The organism is Gemmata sp., from assembly GCF_051859125.1.
Classification (GTDB): Bacteria; Planctomycetota; Planctomycetia; order Gemmatales; family Gemmataceae; genus Gemmata.
The window spans coordinates 1-20,177 of the sequence record NZ_JBHYGG010000041.1; the positions used below are offsets into that span (position 1 = coordinate 1).

At 69.5% G+C, this 20,177-nt stretch carries 16 protein-coding genes; 10 read left to right on the forward strand and 6 right to left on the reverse strand.

The window, feature by feature from the left end; genetic code table 11:
- Positions 1–32: 32 nt before the first annotated feature.
- Entirely contained in the window at positions 33–3,002 is a 2,970-nt protein-coding gene (locus ACTIGN_RS05585; RefSeq protein WP_439621819.1) for an Hsp70 family protein, read from the reverse strand.
- A 98-nt stretch (positions 3,003–3,100) separates the two neighbouring features.
- On the opposite strand from ACTIGN_RS05585, the gene ACTIGN_RS05590 reads away from it, so the two are divergent.
- Entirely contained in the window at positions 3,101–4,108 is a 1,008-nt protein-coding gene (locus ACTIGN_RS05590) for a hydantoinase/oxoprolinase family protein (protein ID WP_439621820.1), read from the forward strand.
- 207 nt (positions 4,109–4,315) lie between these two features.
- Here ACTIGN_RS05590 and ACTIGN_RS05595 read toward each other — a convergent pair whose 3' ends face one another.
- The gene (locus tag ACTIGN_RS05595) at positions 4,316–5,107 is read right to left on the reverse strand and encodes a hypothetical protein (RefSeq protein WP_439621821.1); all 792 of its coding nucleotides are present in this window, start codon (positions 5,105–5,107) and stop codon (positions 4,316–4,318) included.
- An 18-nt stretch (positions 5,108–5,125) separates the two neighbouring features.
- Between ACTIGN_RS05595 and ACTIGN_RS05600 the strand changes: the two genes are divergently transcribed.
- Complete coding sequence (locus tag ACTIGN_RS05600) at positions 5,126–5,335, forward strand: hypothetical protein (protein ID WP_439621822.1); 210 nt, start codon at positions 5,126–5,128, stop codon at positions 5,333–5,335.
- Positions 5,336–5,337: 2 nt separating this feature from the next.
- Here the strand turns inward: ACTIGN_RS05600 and ACTIGN_RS05605 are convergent, their stop codons facing one another.
- The 4 genes from ACTIGN_RS05605 to ACTIGN_RS05620 all read right to left on the reverse strand — a co-directional run bounded on the left by ACTIGN_RS05605 (position 5,338) and on the right by ACTIGN_RS05620 (position 11,596).
- Positions 5,338–6,294 carry a CHAD domain-containing protein gene (locus tag ACTIGN_RS05605; protein ID WP_439621823.1) on the reverse strand — a complete coding sequence of 319 codons (957 nt, stop codon included), beginning with the start codon at positions 6,292–6,294 and terminating at the stop codon, positions 5,338–5,340.
- A gap of 82 nt (positions 6,295–6,376) precedes the next feature.
- Positions 6,377–8,233: a GTPase gene (locus ACTIGN_RS05610; protein ID WP_439621824.1), complete on the reverse strand. Its 1,857-nt coding sequence runs from the start codon at positions 8,231–8,233 to the stop codon at positions 6,377–6,379.
- Positions 8,234–8,353: 120 nt separating this feature from the next.
- Positions 8,354–10,210 carry a GTPase domain-containing protein gene (locus tag ACTIGN_RS05615; protein WP_439621825.1) on the reverse strand — a complete coding sequence of 619 codons (1,857 nt, stop codon included), beginning with the start codon at positions 10,208–10,210 and terminating at the stop codon, positions 8,354–8,356.
- Between the two features lie 240 nt (positions 10,211–10,450).
- The gene (locus ACTIGN_RS05620; protein ID WP_439621826.1) at positions 10,451–11,596 is read right to left on the reverse strand and encodes an NAD(P)/FAD-dependent oxidoreductase; all 1,146 of its coding nucleotides are present in this window, start codon (positions 11,594–11,596) and stop codon (positions 10,451–10,453) included.
- Between the two features lie 255 nt (positions 11,597–11,851).
- Between ACTIGN_RS05620 and ACTIGN_RS05625 the strand changes: the two genes are divergently transcribed.
- The 8 genes from ACTIGN_RS05625 to ACTIGN_RS05660 all read left to right on the forward strand — a co-directional run bounded on the left by ACTIGN_RS05625 (position 11,852) and on the right by ACTIGN_RS05660 (position 19,693).
- Positions 11,852–12,334 carry a TIGR03067 domain-containing protein gene (locus ACTIGN_RS05625; protein WP_439621827.1) on the forward strand — a complete coding sequence of 161 codons (483 nt, stop codon included), beginning with the start codon at positions 11,852–11,854 and terminating at the stop codon, positions 12,332–12,334.
- A gap of 298 nt (positions 12,335–12,632) precedes the next feature.
- Entirely contained in the window at positions 12,633–14,600 is a 1,968-nt protein-coding gene (locus tag ACTIGN_RS05630) for an endonuclease MutS2 (protein WP_439621828.1), read from the forward strand.
- Positions 14,601–14,709: 109 nt separating this feature from the next.
- Positions 14,710–16,014: a tyrosine-type recombinase/integrase gene (locus ACTIGN_RS05635; RefSeq protein WP_439621829.1), complete on the forward strand. Its 1,305-nt coding sequence runs from the start codon at positions 14,710–14,712 to the stop codon at positions 16,012–16,014.
- 307 nt (positions 16,015–16,321) lie between these two features.
- Positions 16,322–16,705: a DUF1580 domain-containing protein gene (locus ACTIGN_RS05640; RefSeq protein WP_439621830.1), complete on the forward strand. Its 384-nt coding sequence runs from the start codon at positions 16,322–16,324 to the stop codon at positions 16,703–16,705.
- A gap of 132 nt (positions 16,706–16,837) precedes the next feature.
- Positions 16,838–17,128 (forward strand): hypothetical protein, encoded by a 291-nt coding sequence (locus tag ACTIGN_RS05645; RefSeq protein ID WP_439621831.1) that lies wholly within the window; start codon positions 16,838–16,840, stop codon positions 17,126–17,128.
- Positions 17,125–18,579: a DUF3987 domain-containing protein gene (locus ACTIGN_RS05650; RefSeq protein WP_439621832.1), complete on the forward strand. Its 1,455-nt coding sequence runs from the start codon at positions 17,125–17,127 to the stop codon at positions 18,577–18,579. The genes ACTIGN_RS05645 and ACTIGN_RS05650 overlap by 4 nt, the downstream gene beginning before the upstream one ends.
- 288 nt (positions 18,580–18,867) lie before the next feature.
- Positions 18,868–19,077 (forward strand): hypothetical protein, encoded by a 210-nt coding sequence (locus ACTIGN_RS05655; RefSeq protein ID WP_439621833.1) that lies wholly within the window; start codon positions 18,868–18,870, stop codon positions 19,075–19,077.
- A 286-nt stretch (positions 19,078–19,363) separates the two neighbouring features.
- A complete protein-coding gene (locus ACTIGN_RS05660; RefSeq protein ID WP_439621834.1) occupies positions 19,364–19,693 on the forward strand; it encodes a hypothetical protein in 330 nt (109 codons plus the stop codon).
- Positions 19,694–20,177: the final 484 nt, after the last annotated feature.

Consider the following 20,177-nt stretch of genomic DNA (forward strand, 5'->3'; position numbering starts at 1 on the left):
TCAGGGTTCGCCCAGCCACCCATATTCCCGCATCAGTTCGCACTGCGGAGCTTCAACCCAATCGGGAGGCTCTCGCCGAACAGCCGCGACGCCTCCTCGCCCTCGGACGCGACGACCTCCTCGACCATCCGCTTCCACGCCGCGGGGCACGGGTGCGAGCGGAGCACACTCAGAACGCGGTCGCGGGCGTGGTCGCTCACGTCCACGGCCCGCAGGCCGCTCTGCCGGGCGAGCTGCGACAGGCAGAACAACCAGCCGTTCTTTTCGCTCTCGTTGCTCGGGGTGAACGGGAGAAGTTCGTCGATCCACTGCTCGACGATGACCGGGTGGACGACCGAGTTGAGCGGGCCGTAGAGCTGCACGCGGGCACCGAGCCGCGTCAGCGACCAGAAGGCGTAGACCGGCACCGGCGACTTCTTGCACTCGCGGAGCATCGCCCCGCCGAGCGTCTCCTTGGTCTTCGCGTCGAGCCGCTCCAGGGTCGCGGCGGCGCGCCACATCTCGGCCAACTCGTTCGCCGGCGGCCGCGAGAACGCCTTGCCCTTCACGGGGAGCAGCGCGGGCTTGAGCCGGGCGTACAGCGCCTGTTGCAGCGCCGCGTTCAGGCCGCCGCTCACCCGCCGCCACATGATCCAGTAATCCGCTCCGCCCTCGGGCACGACAGGTGCCTTCTTCCCGCCGCTCAGGTTGCCGGTCGCCGGGGCGCTCGCGGCGGCGGTGATGAGCTTCCACAGCGCCTCGACGCGGTAGCGGTCTACCGGGTCGCCGAACCCGGGCCGCAGCGTGAACCCGGTCAGGTTGTACCACCGCGCCAGGTGCGCCGGCGACTTCCCGCGGCCCGCGGCGTTGGCTTCCAGGTACTCGAACACCCGGCGGCACAGCCCCGTGGGCCAGTCGCCCCGCGACGACTCCAGCGCCGCTTCGAGGAGCTTCGGAAGCTCGGCGGGAGTCGGAGCAGGCGAGCCGGGGGCGTCCGTGTCAACTCCGGTCGCTGACGCTCCCGGCTCGCCAAAGACCGTGCCGACCAGCGCCGCGGCGATCTGCACGCGGTCCTCGGGGAAGACGTCGACGAGCGTGCCCTTGGCGTCGTCCTCGGCCTCCTCCTTGGTCGGCTCGCGGAGCACGTCGCGGACGTTGAACTCCAGCCGCCAGCGGTTCCCTTCCTTCGTCTCGCAGTACAGTTCGAGCGTGCCGATCTCGGTACACTTCGCCGCGAGCGTGACGGGCACCTGCTTCACCCCGGTCCGCTTGCCGCCGCGCAAGACCGTGTGCAGCGGGGGCAGCGTCATCAGCGACACGGGCGGGAGCCGCAGCACCTGCCCGGCCTTGTCGTCGCCGCGGACGGTGGAGGTGTACAGCGGGAACAGGACCGGCTGGCCGAGCGCGAGGTCGAGCACCGGCGCGGCCATCTTCACCTCGTCCCCTTCCTGCATCCGCCTTGGGACGACGCACACAACGGGAATTGCGGAGTGCGGAGTGCGGAGTGCGGAATCAGAAGACCCAGACTCGGGCCGATCCTCGGTCTGAGATTCCGCGTTCCGCGTTCCGCGTTCCGCATTCACTGAGGTCTCGATGGCGACGTAGTACGACCGCGGGATGCCGCCACCGATGCGCCGGCCGCCCGAGTGCTTGAGCCACGCGAAGTACGCCGCCCCCCACGCGACCGCGAGGTCGAGCGACGGGCTCGTGAGCGAGAGCGGGTCCCACTTCGCGCCGGGCCGGTCGAACCACGGCCGCATCACGTCCACGACGCGCTCGCGCAGCACCTCGGGCTGGAACACGCCGCCGTTGAACAGGATCGCGTCCACTGAACCCGGCGCATCACCTTCCGCTGTCGCGGCGGCCGGGCTGTGGAGGTGGTCGCGAAGGAACGCCGCGAGGTGCTTGCTGACGGCCGGGTCGGAGACGTAGGGCAGGCCCATCTCCTGAAGGCCGGCGCGTGCGCCGCGGGTCGGCTCCGAGTCGAACGCCGCGTGCGGGAAGAACCCGTCGAAGATCGCCGCCTTCACGTCCTCCGGCGTGATGTTCACCGACACCGAGCCGCCGACGACCGACCTGCCCTTGCCCATCACGGTGACCGGGAAGCTCGGCGGCGGCGGGCTCGCGAGGAGCGCTTCCTTTGCGGCTCGGCACGCCTGGACGAGCGACCCGAACTGCGCCGCTTCGAGCCGGCCGCCGGGGAGCTTCGCCTCGACCGCCTTCGCCAGCGCGAGGTCCATGTTGTCGCCGCCGAGCAGCAGGTGGTCGCCAACTGCATCCCGGGCGAACGTGAGTTCCCCCTTCTCCTCCCCGGCCCGGATCAGGCTGAAGTCGGACGTGCCGCCGCCGACGTCGACCACGAGGCACCGCATCCCCGGCTTGAGCATCCCGGCCTCGGCCGGCGAGTGCGTGCCGAGCCAGGCGTAGAATGCGGCCTGCGGCTCTTCGAGGAGCGTGACGTGCTTCAGCCCGGCCTGCTTCGCGGCGTCGGCGGTGAGGTTGCGGGCCACGTCGTCGAAAGACGCCGGCACCGTGACCACCACCGTCTGCTCTTCAAGGAACTCGTCGGGCTTGCGGCCCGGGGCGGCGTTCCACGCTTCCACGAGGTGCCGCAGGTACTTCGCACTCACTTCCAGGGGCGAGAGCCGCGGAACGTCCGGCGGCGCGGCCCACGGCAGCAGCGGGGCGGTGCGATCGACGCCGGGGTGACTGAGCCACGACTTCGCGCTGGTGACCTGTCGGCCCGGCATCTTCGCGCCGTGGTTGCGGGCGAACGCGCCGACCGTGTCGTTCGGGTTCTTCTTCCAGGGGAGATCGATGGCCCCCGGCGCGAGGTCGTGCGCCCCGGGGAGGTAGAGGAACGACGGCAGCAGCGGCAGGTTCTGCACCTGCGCGGCGGCGACGACCTGCGGCACGTTGAACGTGTGCAACTGCGGCCCGCCCGCGGCCTTTGCGGCCGTGTCGACGTAGGCGACGGCGGTGTTCGTGGTGCCGAGGTCGATCCCGACGAGGTAGCGGGGCATGTCGTCACGTCCTCATGGCGTCGCGTCTCAAGTCGGAATCGACCGGCCCGTCAGCCTTCGGCATTGGGGCTCGGCGACTTGAAGACTATTCTGGCCGCATGGCAACAGCGTCAATTTTAGGGCTGGACATCGGCGGGGCGAACCTGAAGGCGGCGACGCCGGACAAGCGGGCCGCGACCGTGCCGTTCGCCCTCTGGAAGCAACCGGACAAACTCCCGGCCGCTCTCGCCGAACTGGTCGCGCGGTTTCCGGACGCCGACGAACTGGCGGTTACCATGACCGGCGAGTTGTGCGACTGCTTCGAGACGAAGCGGGCGGGCGTTGCGGCGATCCTCGCGGCCGTGCGGGTCGCGGGCGCCGGCCGCCGCGTCCGCATCTGGAGCACCGACGGCGCGTTCCTGGACCCCGAGGCGGCGGAGCAAAATTACCTAAAGGTCGCCGCGGCGAACTGGCACGCGCTGGCGACCTACGCCGGCCGCTACGCCCCGCACCACGGCAGCTTGCTCATCGACATCGGCTCGACCACAACGGACCTCATCCCGCTCAATCACGGCGTCCCCTCGACCTACGGGACGACCGACCCGGCCCGGCTGGAATCGGGAGAACTGGTGTACCTCGGGGTGCTCCGCACGCCGGTCTGCGCCGCGTACCCGGACCGCGTGTGCGCCGAGTTGTTCGCGACCACGCGGGACGTGTACACGGTTCTCGGGCGAGTCGCGGAACATCCCGAATCGTGCGACACGGCCGACGGTCGCCCGGCCACGTTCGACCACGCGCTCGCCCGCCTCGCCCGGATGCTCGGCGGGGACCGCGAGACCGTGAGCGACGACCGGCTGATCCACTTCGCGACGTGCGTTCACACGCGGATCGTGGAGACGCTCACGTCCGCCGCCCGGAGCGTGTACTACGACACGTCGTCGCCGCCGGAACTCGCGACCGTGATCGTGTCGGGTGCGGGGGAGTTCCTGGCCCGCCGCGTCGCCGACGGAGCCTTCCCGGACCGGCCGCCGAGGGCGACCGTCTCACTCAACGACGAACTCGGCCCCGCGGTCTCGGTGTGCGCCCCGGCCTACGCGGTTGCGGTGCTGGCCGCGGAGGCGGGGTGACCGTGGGCCGGCCGCGCGGTCTTTCCTGGGACCGCGGGCGTCCCGCAAAAAACAGTCTCTGATCTTTCGAGCCACGGGGCTTGCCCCCGTGGACCTCCTCACTTCCAAGCACCACGGGGGCAAGCCCCGTGGCTCGAAAGCAATAGCGCACCACACCCCGCACGTGCCTCATGGTGCGGCTCTGCGGCCGAGCCGGCCTCGACGCACCTACGCCTTGCCCAAGACGAGGTCGAGCGCCCAGCACCCGCGGACGTGCGCCTGCTTCGGGTCGCGGCAGTGCGCGAGTAGGTCGTCGGCGTCGCAGCCGGCGTCTTGCAGCGCGTCGGCGAGGATCGGCAGCGTCGAGAAGTCGCGGGACTCGTAAGCGGCGGTAGCGAGTGACACCACGGTGTCAGTTCGCCAGTCGGCGTTGAACGCGATCGGCCGGAACGGGTTCCCGAACACCTCGCGGAACAGGTCGGCGCACTCGGCTTTCTCCGCGTCCATCTGGATGCGAAAAGCGTTGCTCGGGCGGTCGTCGTTTACGTCGCCGAGGGCGAGCAGGGTGCGGGCGTTGATCGCATGCAGGCACGCGCGGTTCGTGTGGTGCTCCGCGTGCTCGCCGGCGGCCCAGGTGCCGCGGACGAGGTCCTCTGTCGCTTGGTCGAAGCCCCAATTCACGCCTTCGGCATCAGGCCATCCAAGCGCAGCGAAGGCGAACCAGATCACTCCTTGAAGGCGGCCGCGGCCCGGTGGTCGGATTCTGTTGAAAGCGGCCAGGTACTTCTTTTCAGTGATGAGCCCGTCGGCGTACTGTTCGGTCGCGGCTAGCTTCGTTTTCCCGCCCGAGCGATTGATGAGGTCAACGAGCGGCTGGCAGCACGCGCACGCGAACAGGCGGAGCTTGCGGTGGCTGGCGCTGGCACGGATGTGGTGGAGCAGGGTGTGCGGGTTGTCGGCCGCGACCCAGTCGGCCTCTGTGAGCGGCGCGTCCGGGTTGGCCTTGCGTTGCCGGGCCATGGTGCCTATTCCCCCGCCATGAAACGGGTCGCCGCAATCGCCGTCGTGTGCTTCGTCGCCGGGTGCAGCAACGCCCCGATCGCCGGATTTATGGACGCCGTGTGCCCGAGCAAGCCGCCACCGCGGCAGCCGGACCGGTTCCGCGACCCCGGCCCGGTCCCCGGCCCCAACGACCGCATCCCGCCGCCGGACCTCGGCGCGCCCGTCGGCCCACCGCCGCGGAACTGACGTCAGGCGTTCACCACTGCGGCGACGATCTCCAGGCGCACGCCGGCGATCAGCTTCGCCCAGTCCTTCTGCCACGCCGTGAACGCCTTCCGGCCCGCGGGGAGCTTCGCCCGCGTGGACGCGATGAGCCCCTCGAACCCCTTCTGGAACCGCGGCCACTCGCCGGGCACCGCCGCCTTCACCTTGTCGCGGAGCGCCGTCAGCCGGTCCCGGCCCACGGCCGCGTCCTGCACCTCGCCGAGCACCTCCTGCGCCTTTTCAATTGCAGGGTACACGGTGTCGCGGAACGCCGGCGGGAAGCACCCGACGAACATCTCCAGGGCGTACCGCGCCCGCTTGCCGAGGATGCGGAGCTGGTGCAGGTCGTGCGGGTCGGTCGGGTTCGCCCGCACGGCCTCGTCGAACGCGCCGAGCAGCTCGCCGAACTGCGTCGCGGCCAGGGTGCCGAAGGTCACCGGCGCGTCGTCCCCCTCCCCCTCGGGGGTCCGCGCGAGGCCGGGTAACTCGCGGCTCGCCTCAATGAACCGCAGCCCGTGCGCGGCGACCGCGCTCGCCAGGCGGACCTGAGCGGCGGTCCGCTCGCCGAGCGCGTACCCGGTGAGGAAGTCGAGGGCGGGCTTACCGGTTGCGGCGGCCAGCGCCTTCGCCTGCGGCAGCCCGAGGCGGAACACGTCCCAGTCGCGGGCGTCGCCGGCCGCCTGGCGGATGGCCCGTAGGTGGTTCTTCACCGCGCGGTGCTGCTTGCGGGGGAGGTAGTCCTTGAACACGCGCAGGGCGGCCGCGGCGCGGCGCGTCCCGACCCGAAGTTGGTGGACGTGCTCGGGGTCGTGGTACGGCCGCTCGACGACCCGTGGCAGCTCGGCCCGCACGACCTCGAACCGGGCGTCGAGCACCGCCCGCGCCGCGTCCGCCACCGCCGTCTCGGGCACCAGCCCGGTGATCCACTTGCCGTCGGCCATGATCGCTACCCTGTCTCGGTTGTTCCCGGCGAGCTGTGAAGACCCACCTCTGGGGGCTCACGCCCCCCGCTCGCCGCGTGTGTCACGTCCCGTAGAGTTCGCCCACCTGGGCGGCCTGCTGCCGCTCGGCGAGGAAGTCGCTGACCACCTTCGTCTCGGCCAGCAGCGTGTCCACCTGCTTCCGCTCCTCGCGGATCGCCGCCGCGATGTCGGTCGGCACCGCGAGGTACGCCCGGTCCAGCTCCTCGCCCACGCGGTCCGCGAGCTTGCTGCGGAACCGCTCGCGGATCGCCGGCCACCGGATCGGCAGCAGCATCAGGATCAGCAGGTGCAGCGAGATGATGACGACCAGCGGGACCAGCCCGACCAGCGACATCTCGAACGCCCCCGGCGTGATCTGCTGCACCATGAAGTTGAACAGCAGCGTGCCCGCGGTCGCCACCAGCGCCAGCTCGGGGAGGGTGTTGGCCAGCGCCGTGAGCGTGCCGCGGACCGCCCGCCGCACCCCGGTCGGGTTGGTCGCCTCGCGCTCCACTTCCGAGAGCGCGTCGATCACCGCCCGCGTCACCCGGTCGCGCCAGTCCATGCGGCCCACGGCCCCGGTCGGCTCGCTCAGCAGCGACAGGGGGAAGCCGCGCTGGTCGGCCTCCACGAGCAGGCGGTTCACGAGCGCCGTGGTCCGCTGGTCGAGGACGCGCTCGCCGGCGGTTCTCGCGCACTGCTGGACGAACTCGCCGAGGTTCCACTCGACGGGCGTTTCGACCTTCGCGCCGGGGAGCAGTCGCCCGGCGAACGGGATGCGGTCCCGCAGGCCGCTCCGCGAGTACCGCATCTTCGTCGTGAACCGCAGGTACGCCGACATCAGCCCGCGGTACCGCTGCTGGTCCTCAACGCTGAAGTGGTGCTCGACCTCCGTCTGGTATGGCTCCAGGGTGCCGACCAGCACTTCACCTTGCACGTCGGCCTCGGCAGCGAGCGTCTGCCGCCAGGCGTCCTTCACCTTCTCGGCTTCGGCGGTGAGGTCCGGGGGCCGCAGGCCGTCCACGACGCGGGCGACCGACGCGAGCAGCTGCCCGACCCCGCGGGCCTTCACCGCCTCGATCTCCAGCCGCGTGAGGCCGAGTTCGAGCCAGTTCCGCAGCAGCGTGAACTGCTCGCCGTCCGGGAGGTCGGGCGGCGTGGGCGGGGGCCAGGTGCCGGACTGCGCCGCGGAATCGACCCACAGTTGTGCCGTCGTGCGGAACAGGAGTGGGGCACTGAACCCCTCGTCCTTCAAGTCGCGGAGCAGGTCTTCGTCCGGCCGCAGGCCGCTCTCGCCGGTCACGCACCGGTCCCACTTGTTGAGCACGAACGCGAACGCCCGGCGCTGCCGCTGCTCCTTGAACAGGTCCCAGCCGAGCTTGTCGTGGTACTTCTCCTGCGACCCGACGTAGAGGACGATGTCGGCCATCGGGAGCAGCGCCGTGAGCTTGTCCCGGTTGGCGAGGTCGTTCGAGTCGAGGTCCGGCGTGTCGACGATCACCTTCTGTTCGAGGCCGGGCCGGTCGTGCTGGGCGAGCCGGCACACCCGCAGCGCCGGGTCGAGCCGGTCGGACCGCACCGAGTGGTGGAAGTACACGACCGGGTCGCGGGTGGTCGGGCGGGTGAACGCGGCCTGGGCGATCGGCGCGCCGGCGAGCGCGTTGAGCAGCGTCGACTTGCCGACCCCGGTGCCGCCCATGAGCATGATGGTGAGCAGCGGCTTGTCGACGTCGAGCGCCTCGGCCTGGCGGCGCAGGTCGTCGGCGAGCCCCTCGAGTTCGGCCCGCTGGAGCATGGTGAGCGGGAACCGGCGGCGCGCGTCGAGCCACGCGCGGACCTGCCGCTCCAGCCCGCGGAGCAGGGGGGCCAGGGTGCGGAGCAGCGGCTGCGGCTCGGCGGCGGGGTCGGTCGGGGTCATGCTCGGGCCTTCGCGCCTCGTGAGACCCGGGGCTCGCACCCCGGGCTACGGCCTGTCGTCCCTCCGGGACTCCAAACCATTGAAGCCCCCGAAGGGGGCGGCAGTCCGTGGCCCGGGGTGTCAACCCTGGGTCGCCCCCGGGAGCGTTGGTTCGGCCGGTTTCGCCGCGGCCCACTCGGCGGCCTTGGCCTGCACGCGGGCCTCCATCTGGCGGATCATCTCGGGCACGCGGTGCAGCACCTGTTGCAGCTTCTCGATGCTCGACCCGCCGGTCGCCGGCCACTCGGCGAGCCACGCAGCGAGCGGGGCCGTGAGCACGGTCGCGACGAGGTCCTCGCGCTGGTTGCGGACCTTCGCACGGGCCGTCTCGGCGGTCGCCCGCACGGCCAGTTCGGTCGCCTGGTGGGTCGCCGACACCGCAACGGGGATGAGCAGCAGCATCCACCCGGGCGGCCACGTCGTGACGACGACGGTGCCGATGGCGGCGAGGTCCACCGCGAGCTTCCCGCCGCGGAGCGTGTACAGCAGTGCCGGCCGCTGCTCCAGACTGTCGAGGAGCCGCTTGCCGGCCTGGTCCAGTTCGTCGGTCTCCTTCAGCTCGAAGTTGCGCAGCTCCTGCACGAACCGCTCGCGGGCCTGCGGGCCGAGTTCGGTCTCGAACCGGACCGCGATCTGCTTCCAGACCGCGTGGTTCGCGGACCGCCGCAGCGCCTCGGCCTGGAGCCGGTCGAGCCACCCGGTGAGAGACGCGCTCAGGACGAGCGATTCCGGCTGGTTCGCGACCGTGGGCCGCACCAGCAGCCCGCCGACGTAGTCCCGGGTCCACCGGTACGGCGACCGCAGCACCCAGATGACGTTCCCGAGCGCCCGGCCCGCGCCGGGCAGTTCGAACTGGTCCATGAGGGCGTCGCGGTACCGGTCGAACCGGTGGAACTGCTCGCCCGAGAGGAACTCCTTGCGGTACCGCTCCTCGAAGTCGGCCTTGCCCGCGAGCACGGCCGTCTTCCAGGCGTCGAACTCGGCGAGGTCGCGGCGGGCCACGTCGAGCAGGCCGTCACCGGCGGTGCTGAGGAACTTCGCGGCGTTCGTCACGGTGCGGGTGCGGAGCGCGGTGTCGGACTCGACCAGCATCAGGATCTGGTTCAGCAGGTTGACGCGGTGCCGCGCGCCGGCTCCTGATGGGTCGGTGCGCTCGCTCTGCGGCATCTGCGGGAACGCGATCACCGGCACGGCGGGGGCGGTGCCGTCCGGGAGCTTCGGGAGCCGGCCGAGGATCTCGCGGCGGAAGTGCTCGATGAGCGCCTGCGCGTTCGACTCGCGGACCTTGGTGAGCACCACGACGACGGCCTTGCCGGCCCGCACGAGCATGTGCAGGAACTGCGTCGGCACCTCGTCATTGTACCGCTCGTCGCTCGCGACGTAGACGACCACGTCGGCAAGGGCGGCGACCTCGAGGAGCCGGTTGACGTACACGAGCGACGCCCAGGTCGTCATGTCCGGGCAGTCCCAGACGACGAAATCGGAGAGCGGGTCGGCCGCGCCGTCCCTCGCGGGCGGGACGCGCTTGACCTGGTACACGTCCTCGTCGGCGCTGGCGGGCTTGTCGCCGCTGAGCCGGTTGAGCGGCCCCATGAAGCCGATGTACGTCGGCCACTGGAACGCGGGGCCGTTGGGGAGGAACGCGGTGGGGTGCCGGGTGAACCCGGCCTGCGGGTTGGCCTCGGCGACGACGCTGCCGGCGAGGAAGTTCACGACCGTGCTCTTCCCGGCCCCGGCCCCGCCGACGACCGCGACGTGCAGCGGCTTCGCCGGCTGGCCCTCGAGGAACGGCCCGATGACGTTCCGCGTGAGTGCGGACGCGAGCCGGAGCGTGCCGGCGTGGGCCGCGAGGTCCGGCTGCCGGCGGCAGTGGTCTTCGAGCCAGCGCAGGTCGTCGGCCAACTGCCCGACGGCGGACCGGTGTTCGGTGGGTTCCATCCGCTTAGTTTCGAGTTTCTCGTTCAATGTTTCAAGTTCGGCCTGAAGGTCGGGGAGTCAGTTCCGGCCCCGGCGGGGCGGCCGATGGTAGCCATTGGTGGAGCGAGCACGACGGCCGGAACCCCTGGTCGGGGGGCGAACGCCTCGGACCAGGGGTTTGCCCGCACAGCGGGCCGCACCCCTCGCTACCATTGGTCGCCGCATCCGCGGCTACAAAGCTGATCGACACAATCGCAAGGATCAGCTCCGGAACGCGGGCTTGCCGCCGCTGTGTGGCGTGCGGTCCACGGCGAACGCGGTTGAGGGCACGCACGACGGGCGGCCGGTGAGCATCTCGGTGACCAACCGGGCGGTGCCGAGCGAGAGCTGCACCCCGGCGCGGAAATGGCCCGTCGCGACGTGGACGTTGTCCCACCCCGGCACCGGGCCGATGAACGGGAGCCCGTCGGGCGAGCCGGGCCGCAGGCCGCTCCAGCACTTCACCTGTTCTGCCGATGCCAGAGCCGGGACGGTGCGGGTCGCCAGCGCGACCAGCTCCGCGATCGCCGCGGCCGTGTTCGCCTTCTCGAAGCGCGCCTCGGGTTCCTCGGTCGAGCCGATGAGGACGTGGCCGTCGGCCCGCGGCACGAGGTAGCGCTTGCCGATCATCAGCACGCGGGTGACGACCCGCTCGGGCGTCTTGAGCAGCACGATCTGCCCGCGGACCGGGTGAACGCCGGGGGCTCGCTCGCTGCGTTGCGTCAAGAAGGTTTCGCTCCACGCGCCGGCCGCGATCAGCACCGCACTGGCCGATCGGGTCTCGGTGCCGTCCACCACCCCGGCCGCGACCGACGGGTGCTTCGGGTCCGCGGCAATCCGATCGACGCGAGCGTTGGGCCGGAGCGTCACCCCGACGCGCTCGCACCCCGCGATCAGCGCCGCGAGGTGCCGCGGGTTCCGCACCTGGGCGCAGTCGGGGAGGAGGTACGGTTCGCCCGGCGGCGCGACGAGCCCCGGTTCGATGGCCCGCAGCGCCGCGGGGGTGAGCTTCTCGAACGCGATGCCTTCCGCGTCCCACAGCGGCAGCACCTCGGCCGCTTCTTCGTGGTCGAGGAACTCGATGCCGCCGCAGCGGATGTACCCGTTGTCGATGTCGGTGAGGTCGTGGAGTTCGACCGAGAAGTCGGGGAACCGCGACGAGCCGATGGCCCGCAGTCTGTCGATCGGCGTGGCGGCGCGCTGGGGGTTACCGGGCGGGAGGATGCCGGCCCCGGCCCACGACGCCTCGCGGCCGAGGTCGCCCTGGTCGAACACCTCGACCGACAGCCCCGCCGCGGTGAGCGAGTACGCGCACGTCAGCCCGATGATGCCGCCGCCGATGACCGCCACGTCGTGGTGCTTCGCCATGCGGGGAATTGTAGCGGCTCGCGTTCCGGTGGAGCGGGGCACCGAACTCGGGCACGGACACGGGCTGGGGCACGGGCACGGAGAAGACGGGGGGCCGGGGAGCGCCATCCGCCTCCCGTTCTGATCCGTGCCCGTGCCCGAGCCCGTGCCCGACTCGGTCTTTCCCGGCCGCGGGTTGGCGTTGACGCCCCCGCCCCGCCGCGGCATAGGTCCCCCAGGTTGCCGCCGCCACTGCACACGTTTCGGAGGGACGCGATGCCTCGGTTCGCACTGCTGCTGTGGGCCGCCGCCTTGGTCGGGACGCTGGCGCTCACGGGCCGCGCCGCGAACCCGAGCCCCGGCGACGACCTCGCCGCGCTCCAGGGGAACTGGAAGCCGCTCCAGTGCGAGTACGAGGGCAAGTCGCAGATGCCCGCCGAGGTGATGAAGCAGGTCACCAGCGTGTTCGACAAGAACGAGTACCACCTGTACTTCGTCGACAAGGAGAAGGGCCAGCCGAAGGTGCTGAAGCTCGCGGTGGCCAACGTCGGCCTCGACGCGACGACGGTCCCCCGCACGATCACCTTCGAGTTCGCCGAGGGGCCGTACAAGGGCCAGAAGCGGCACGGCATCTACGAGATCGCCGGGAACCAGTTGAAGATGTGCTACGGGCCGGTCGAGAAGCCCAAGCCGACCGAGTTCAAGGCCGCCGCCAACAGCGGGTTCTTCCTCGAAACGTGGGCGCGGCAGGTGAAGTAAAGACCCCGTCGCAGCAGCGGCCGGTGGCACGCAGAGTAAGCGATGGCACGCGGACGACGCGGACGAGACCCGGGATCGAAGACCGATCAGACAAAGACCTGCTCCCGTGAAGATGGTCGCGTCTGATCCTCTCCATCCTGTCATTTATCCGCGTGTTCCGCGTGCCATTGCTTCTTCAGGCGCACTCATCGGAGGTCGCCAGACGTACAATTCCGGTGCCGCGAACCCCGTACCGTGCTGGGGTGTCTGAGCGGGCATGAACGCCGTCGCCGAACTACAAGCTGTTGAACCCGCCACAATGGACGCTCACACCCTCGACCTGCTCGGGTTCGACAAGGTCCGTGCCCTCCTCGCGAACTACGCCGCGTCGTCGCTCGGCCGCGACCTCGCGCTCCAGATCGAGCCCGGCCTCGACGCGAGGGCGATCCGCGACGAGATGGCGCTCACGACCGAGATGGTCACCGCCCTCGGGCTCGGCCAGGCGCCGCCGTTCAGCGGCCTGCACGACGTCCGGTTGCTCGCCCGCCGCGCCGCCATCGGCACCATGCTCACCGCCGAGCAACTCATCGAGGTCGCCGAGAGCCTGAACTGCACCGGGGCGATGTACCGGTACCGGATGCGGCTCTCCGAGCACCTCACGCGCGTCATCGAGATGCTGTCCGGGATCGAGGACCTCGGCACGGTCGGCAAGAGCATCGGCGGGTGCATCGACGGCCGCGGGCACGTCCTCGACATGGCCAGCCGCGACCTCGCCGCGGTGCGGCAGAAGCTGTACGACCTCGACGAGAAGGTGAAGGCCGAGGTCCGCCGGCTCCTCCGCGACCCGGAACTCCGCCGGATCCTCTCGTACCCCAACGCGACCGTCCACGGCGACCACTACGTCCTCCCCGTCGCGGCCAACCACCGGCAGAAGGTCCAGGGGGTCGTCCACCGCATGAGCGGCACCGGCGAGACGGTGTTCATCGAACCGGCCAGCATCGCGCACCTCGGCATCGAGCGGGTCGGGCTCAAGGCCGACGAGGACCGCGAGGTGAAGCGGGTGCTGCGGCGGCTCAGCGGCGAGGTCGGCCGCGTATCGAAGCCGCTGTGCTACGCGCTCGACGTGATCGCCAAGCTCGACCTCGTCACCGCGAAGGCCCGGTTTAGCCGCGACTTCGACATGTACCCGCCGGACGTGAACACCGAGGGCCGCCTCTGGCTCCGCAACGCCCGCCACCCGCTCCTCGAAGCGATGTACAGAAACTCGGAACTCGGAACTCGGAACGCGGAATCGAAACCCGAAGAAGCGCCACCGGAGTCTGCTGCTTCACTCCGCACTCCGCACTCCGCACTCCGCACTCCCACCGTTCCGATCGATCTGCGGTTGGGCATCGGCTTCAACATGCTCATCATCACCGGGCCGAACACGGGCGGGAAGACGGTCACGCTCAAGACGACCGGCCTCCTGTGCCTGATGGCCCAGTGCGGGATGCACCTCCCGGCGGGGGAGGGGAGCCTGGTGCCGGTGTTCAAGCACATCCTCGCGGACATCGGCGACGAGCAGAGCCTCGAACAGTCGCTCAGCACGTTCAGTTCGCACATCTCGCGCATCGCCAGCATCTTCGGGACCGCCACGTCCGACAGCCTCGTGCTCCTCGACGAACTCGGGGCCGGCACCGACCCGACCGAGGGCGCGGCGCTCGGCCGGGCGATCCTCGACCAGCTCGACGCGGTCGGCTGCCGGGCGATCGTGACGACGCACCTCGGCGACCTGAAGACCTACGCCTTCAACAACGAGCGGGCCGAGAACGGGGCGGTCGAGTTCGACATCGAGACGATGCGGCCGACTTACCGGTTGCACATCGGCCAGTTCGGGATGAGCAACGCGCTGAAGATCGCGCGCCGCCTGAAGCTCCCCAAGGAGCTGCTGAAGCGGGCGCACAAGTACCTGAAGCGCCGCAAGGGGAAGACGGGCGAGCTCGCCCGCTTGCAGCAGCTCCGCGAGGAGGCCGAGAAGGCGAAGGTCTCGGCGATGGCGGCCCAGCACGAGGCCGACAAGCAGCGCGAGGACTACGAGCGCCGCGCCGGCGCACTCGAGCGCGAGGCCGCCGAGAAGGCCGCGCTCAACGAGACGCGCTCCGCCCTGAGGACCGGCGAGGTGGTGCGGGTGTCCCGGTTCAACTCGACCGGCAAGGTCGTCCGCGTCGACGCCAAGAAGCAGACCGTCAAGGTGAGCGTCGGCCTCGGTGAGTGGGAAATCCCTTTTGAAGAGATCTTCCCTGTCTAGCATCGGAAAGCAGCGACCGCCAGTGATTTAAAGCGGATCATGGTGGTTGACTGAGGGTTAAATCTGGGCTAGTTTTGTGGAAAGTTCCACAAAACACCGGACGCTACCCATGCCGCGCCCCAAGAGCCTAACCCCACAGTACATACGACATTCGGCGAGCGGTCGGGGGCGGTTCGTCTGGACCGACCCGGCCGGGACGCGCCACGACAAGCTGTTGCCCGGCGAGTTCAACGGCCAGGAGTCGCGGACCGCATTCACGAAGATGATGCTTGAGTGGCAGGCGTCGCCTTCCGGTGCCGCTCCCGCTGCGGGCGGCCGGCCTGCGCTCAGCGTCGCGGAGGTGCTGGTCCGCTACCTCGCGCACGCGACCATGTACTACAAGCCCCGCGACGGGAAACCGGCGTCCGCGCTGGTTGAGGTGAAGTTGGTGGTGCGAGCGATCCGCGCGTTGTACGGCACGCTGCCCGTCACCGAGTTCGGCCCGCTCAAGTTGCGCGCGGTGCAGCAGGGATGGGTGTCGTCCGGCCTCTCCCGCGCGGAGTGCAACAAGCGCCTGGGGGTGGCGAAGCGGTTGTTCAAATGGGCGGTGGCCGAGGAGTTGGTTCCGCCGTCGGTGTTCCAGGCCCTTGCCACGGTCGGCGGGTTGCAGAAAGGGCACACACCGGCCCACGAGCCCGACCCCGTCGGCCCGGTCGATGACGCCGTGGTAGACGCGACCCTGCCCCACCTCGTTCGACACGTCCAGGGACTCATTCAGGTTCAGCGGCTCACGGGGATGCGGCCGGGCGAGGTGACCCGGCTCCGCATGTCCGAGATCGACACGACCGGCGACGTGTGGGTGTTCCGCCCCAAGAAGCACAAGAACGAGCACCGGGGGCACACGCGGGCCGTGGCGATCGGCAAGCGCGCTCAGGAGGTGATCGCGCAGTTCCGCACGGCCGACGACGCCGACTACCTGTTCAGCCCGCACCGGGCGATGCAGGAGATGCAGGCCGAGCGGACCGCGAAGCGCCGCACCAAGAAGTACCCGAGCGAGGTAAAGAAGGCCGCCAAGCAGAAGAAGGGGCACCGGTACAACGACCACTACACGACGGTACGGTACGGGATCGCGATCGCCCGCGCGTGCGACCGGGCGTTCCCCGCGCCGGTTCCGCTCGGGCAAAGGGCGGGGGAGACGCAGAAGGCGTGGCGGGAGCGACTGACCCCCAACCAGCGCGACGCGTTGAAGGAGTGGCAGGACGCGCACCGGTGGGCACCTAACCGGCTGCGCCACGCCTTCGCGACGAAGGTACGTAAGGCCCACGGACTCGAAGCGGCTCAGGTCACGCTCGGCCACGCCCGCGCCGACGTCACGCAGGTCTACGCCGAGAAGAACGAAGCCCTGGCGGTGGCGATCGCCGAGAAACTCGGGTAGCGCCCACTAATCCGGAAAGTGCCTCCCAAGGTGGCCCTACAACCGGAGTGTTCATGCTCCGGAATCATCTCTTGCTATAGCCTGGATTTATAGCCGATTCCCACACAAGTCCGCGGAGAACCGCATGGGGCCGCGGGGCTCCGCGTTCTGCCCTCCGGTGCCCTCCGGCGGCCCCCGGCGGTCTCCGGCGGTGGCCGGCACCACCTGACGAAAGTGGGTAACTTGGGCGCCCCACCTGTGACCAGGGGACTTGCGTTCTGTCGCGCGGGTGCAATAGTTCTTGCGACTTACCCTGCGAGGGACGGCAATGACCACCGCGACCGTTGAAGAGTTCGGAGTCGAGGTTGTGCTGCGCGAAGTCTGCGCCGGCGACGGGCTCTCGCTCGCGCAGGCCGCCGCGCTAATCCCGGCTCACCGCGGGAACGGGACGGCCAACCCAACAAGTGTGATGCGTTGGATCGTTGACGGAGCGCGGGATCCGAACGGCGACACGGTGAAGCTCGAAGCCGGTCGCCTGGGCGGCCGTTGGCTCACATCTCGCCAAGCTCTTGCTCGCTTCATGTCTCGTCTCACGCCGACCACTTCTGACAGCCACGAACCAAACAACGACCCGCCGAAGTCACGTTCCGCATCGACACGTCAAAAGGCCGCCGAGAAGGCATGCGCGGCGCTCGCCGCCATGGGTGCTTGATCCCCACCGCCAACCAGATTTACGCCTTGGTTTCAGCCTGACACCGCGCCCCTACAAAACACCGCCGCCCGGGGCCGTGAACCCCAGGCGGAAGCGATCTCGCGCGTCATCTCACCACAAGAGGACGTTCCAATGTTGCACACGAACCCCATCGGGTCAACCGATCTGCCGATGCGTGACTGGAAGCCCGTAGTCCTTACGAAGCCGTTAGTCCTCACGGGGTTGCCCGGCCCCCAACCGTGGAACATCGGCATCACCCCGCGCTCGCACCTGTTGCCGTTCATCCGCACCCGCGAGGCCGAGCAACCCGCGAAGTTGCGACACCTGCACCGCCTTGACGAGTCCCTCCGGCAGACGCTTGCCGTGGCGCTCGAACGGATTGCCGAACTCGAACGGCAGCAGGCCGAGCGAGGTGCCGCGTGAACAGCGATTGCGATGATTACATCCCAGAATCTGACTCGCTGTTCGAGGTCGCGAAGGTGCGGCACTACCGCCCCGCGAAGCCGGCGGTTCCGATCGCCGCCGACGATGGGGGCGACCCCGACCCGTTCAACGACCCAGCGGAGGTGAAAGCCCAGATCGCGCAGCGCCAGGAGCAGGCCGCCGCAGTGCGGCCGAGCGAGGACGCGGAGCCGCCCGGCCCCGCTCTGTTCGCGCCGTCGCCGATGCGCTCCGAGCCGTGGCCGGTACTCGACAAGGCCGCGATGCACGGGCCGATGGGCGCTCTGGTTCGTGCGATCGAACCGCACACCGAGGCCGACCCCGTCGCGATCCTACTTCAAACGCTTGTGGGCTTCGGTAACATCGTCGGCCGGCAAGTGTACTACGCGCACGAGGCCGACCGCCACTACGGGAACGAGTTCCTCGTCGTCGTCGGCCCCACAGCAACGGGGCGCAAGGGAACGTCGTGGGGCTGGGCGCGGCGCGCGCTGGGAGTCGCGGACACCTCATGGGCGTCGGAGCGAATCGTTCGGGGCCTGTCGTCGGGTGAAGGTCTGATCCACGAGGTGCGCGACGCGGGGAAGGACGACGCCGGCGCGAGTGACAAGAGACTGATGGTTCAGGAGTCGGAGTTCGCGTCGGTGCTGAAGGTGATCGACCGGCAGGGCAACACCCTTTCACCCGTGCTGCGCCAGGCGTGGGAGGGCGGGCAGTTGAGGACGCTGGTGAAGACGTCGCCCGCCAAGTGCGATGCGCCGCACATCTCGATGATTGGACACATCACGTCCGAGGAGCTTCGCCGGTGCCTGACGGCTACGGAGGTCGCAAACGGGTTGGGTAACCGGCACCTGTTCGCGTGCGTCCGCCGGTCAAAGATGCTACCCGACGGCGGCACGCCAGACGAGAAGTTGGTTGAAGCCTGTGGGCAGGAGATCGGCTACGCGGCCGCGTTCGCGAAGAACGGGTTCGTGATGACCCGCTCCGAGGACGCGCGGGAACTGTGGCACGAGCAGTACCCGCGGTTGTCCGCAGACCGGCCCGGCCTCGTGGGCGCAATGTCGGCCCGCTGCCTGGCCCACGTTTGCCGCCTGTCGATGATGTACGCCCTTCTGGACCGTCAGCCCGTCATCGGCGTTCAGCACCTCCGCGCCGGCATTGCGTGTTGGGACTACTGCGAAGCCTCATTGCGGTTCGTGTTTGGTGACACGCTGGGCGACCCGACCGCGGACGAGATCCGCACGCAACTCCGCGAGGCCACCAACGGGTTGAGCCGGACCGAGCTACGCGACCTGTTCGGCCGGAACAAGAAGACGGGCGAGATCGACAACGCCTTGACGGTGCTTCAGCGGTGGAACATGGCCGAGCCGCGCGCCGTCAAGACCCCGGGAAAGCCAGGACGGCCGGGCGAACGATGGTTCTCGTTGGAGGCGTGAGGCGGTTACGACCATATACGACCAAATAGGGGATTCGGTCGTTTCGGTCGTTCGGTCGTAGGTCGTAAACGGCGGGGTGAAGGACTGGCAATGATTGGGTTGGAAGGGTCGCAACGCTTCTCCGTTTACGACATAAACGACCAAATCCCTATAGGGACACTCAGCCAACTATTACCCTATTCCATCTCCCTCACAACCCCTACAGAACGACCCGCGCCGGAGCCCTGAACGGACCCCCTACGACCATACGACCAAAACGACCAAATCCGCCCAGAGGAGCCGCACCAGATGCTCGACACCCTGACCAGCAGCGCCGCCGAGGTGCTGTTCTCGAACCAACCCGCAACCGGATTCCAGTTGTGGTACAGGCCCGGCCGCGGGAACCCGTGGGAAGTGGTCGCGACCGCGTCTACACACACCGAGTGCGTCGCCGAGATCGGCACGGGCGGCCGACACAACGGCCATTGGATCGCGCTCCCCCTGGGGCAAGAGCCGTGAACGGCACGAGGGGAAGGCGAGGACCCACCCGGCACCCGGTCGGCCCGTATACGCGGCCCTGGATCGATTGTGGGCATGGTGGGGTTATGCGGCCGACGACGCAAGCACGCAGAACACACGAGCAGGAGTCACAATAACAAACGGCATATGAAACTCGAGGATCGTTGAGACGTTCGGCCCCAAATCGGCGGGTCCTTCGGAGGGGGTACACCCCTTATGCACCACTCTCGAACGCATTGGGCACCCAAGTAGATGTAGTTTCGTCACTACGCCAGGAGATTTTCCGATGTCTTCCAGCACGAATCAGCGGATCGCAGAACGGTTCGAAGTCTTTATCAAGTCGTGGCTTGCGAAGTTGCCGCCGGGCGGTTGGACGGGCTCGCCGCGCGATCTCGCAGTGGAGTTGTTCTACGCGAACGAAGCGGGCGGGAACTTCGCGTACATCCCGACGGAAAAGGGGATCGGGCGGGCCGTCGCGGCGGCTGAGGGTGCGATCGCCGAGGCGGGGTGGACGTGGGCGGAACACCGCACGGGTAGCACCCGGATCATCGGGTTCCGGAAGGTCGCCCCGCGCCGAGCGCCAGCACGGACACCACCGCCCACCACCTCGGCCTGACCCCTCACCGGCCCGACCTCTCCCGGGCCGCCTGTGACACCCACTGTCACTACCCCCGCCAGTTCAGTCCGTGCGCAATGATCCTGCCCGATGCACTCGGCGCGCGGGTTCTCCGCGCTCCTGTCCGCGCCTGTTCATCAATCGCCCGTCTCGTGTCCTTGCGCTCTGAGGGGCGCGGGGTAGTCTGGTGGTGCGTACACCGGTGTACGCACGGGGGCGCGCCGATGGGGTTCACCTGCTCGACCTGCCGCGACGCTGACGGCCGCCCGATCGGGTTGCCGGTCGCGTTCGTGCGGCACCCGGAACCCGGTGTCACCAGGCGGGTTCGCCGGTGCGTCTCCTGCCGCGCTGAAGTGGTCACCTGGGAGCGATGCGACGCGCCGCCCCGGACCATCACGGCGTCCGCGCCGACCACGCTGAGGACGTGACCGTGAGCCGCCCGCGCCCGATCCCCGAACACGTCGAGCAGTTCCTGACCGCGGCC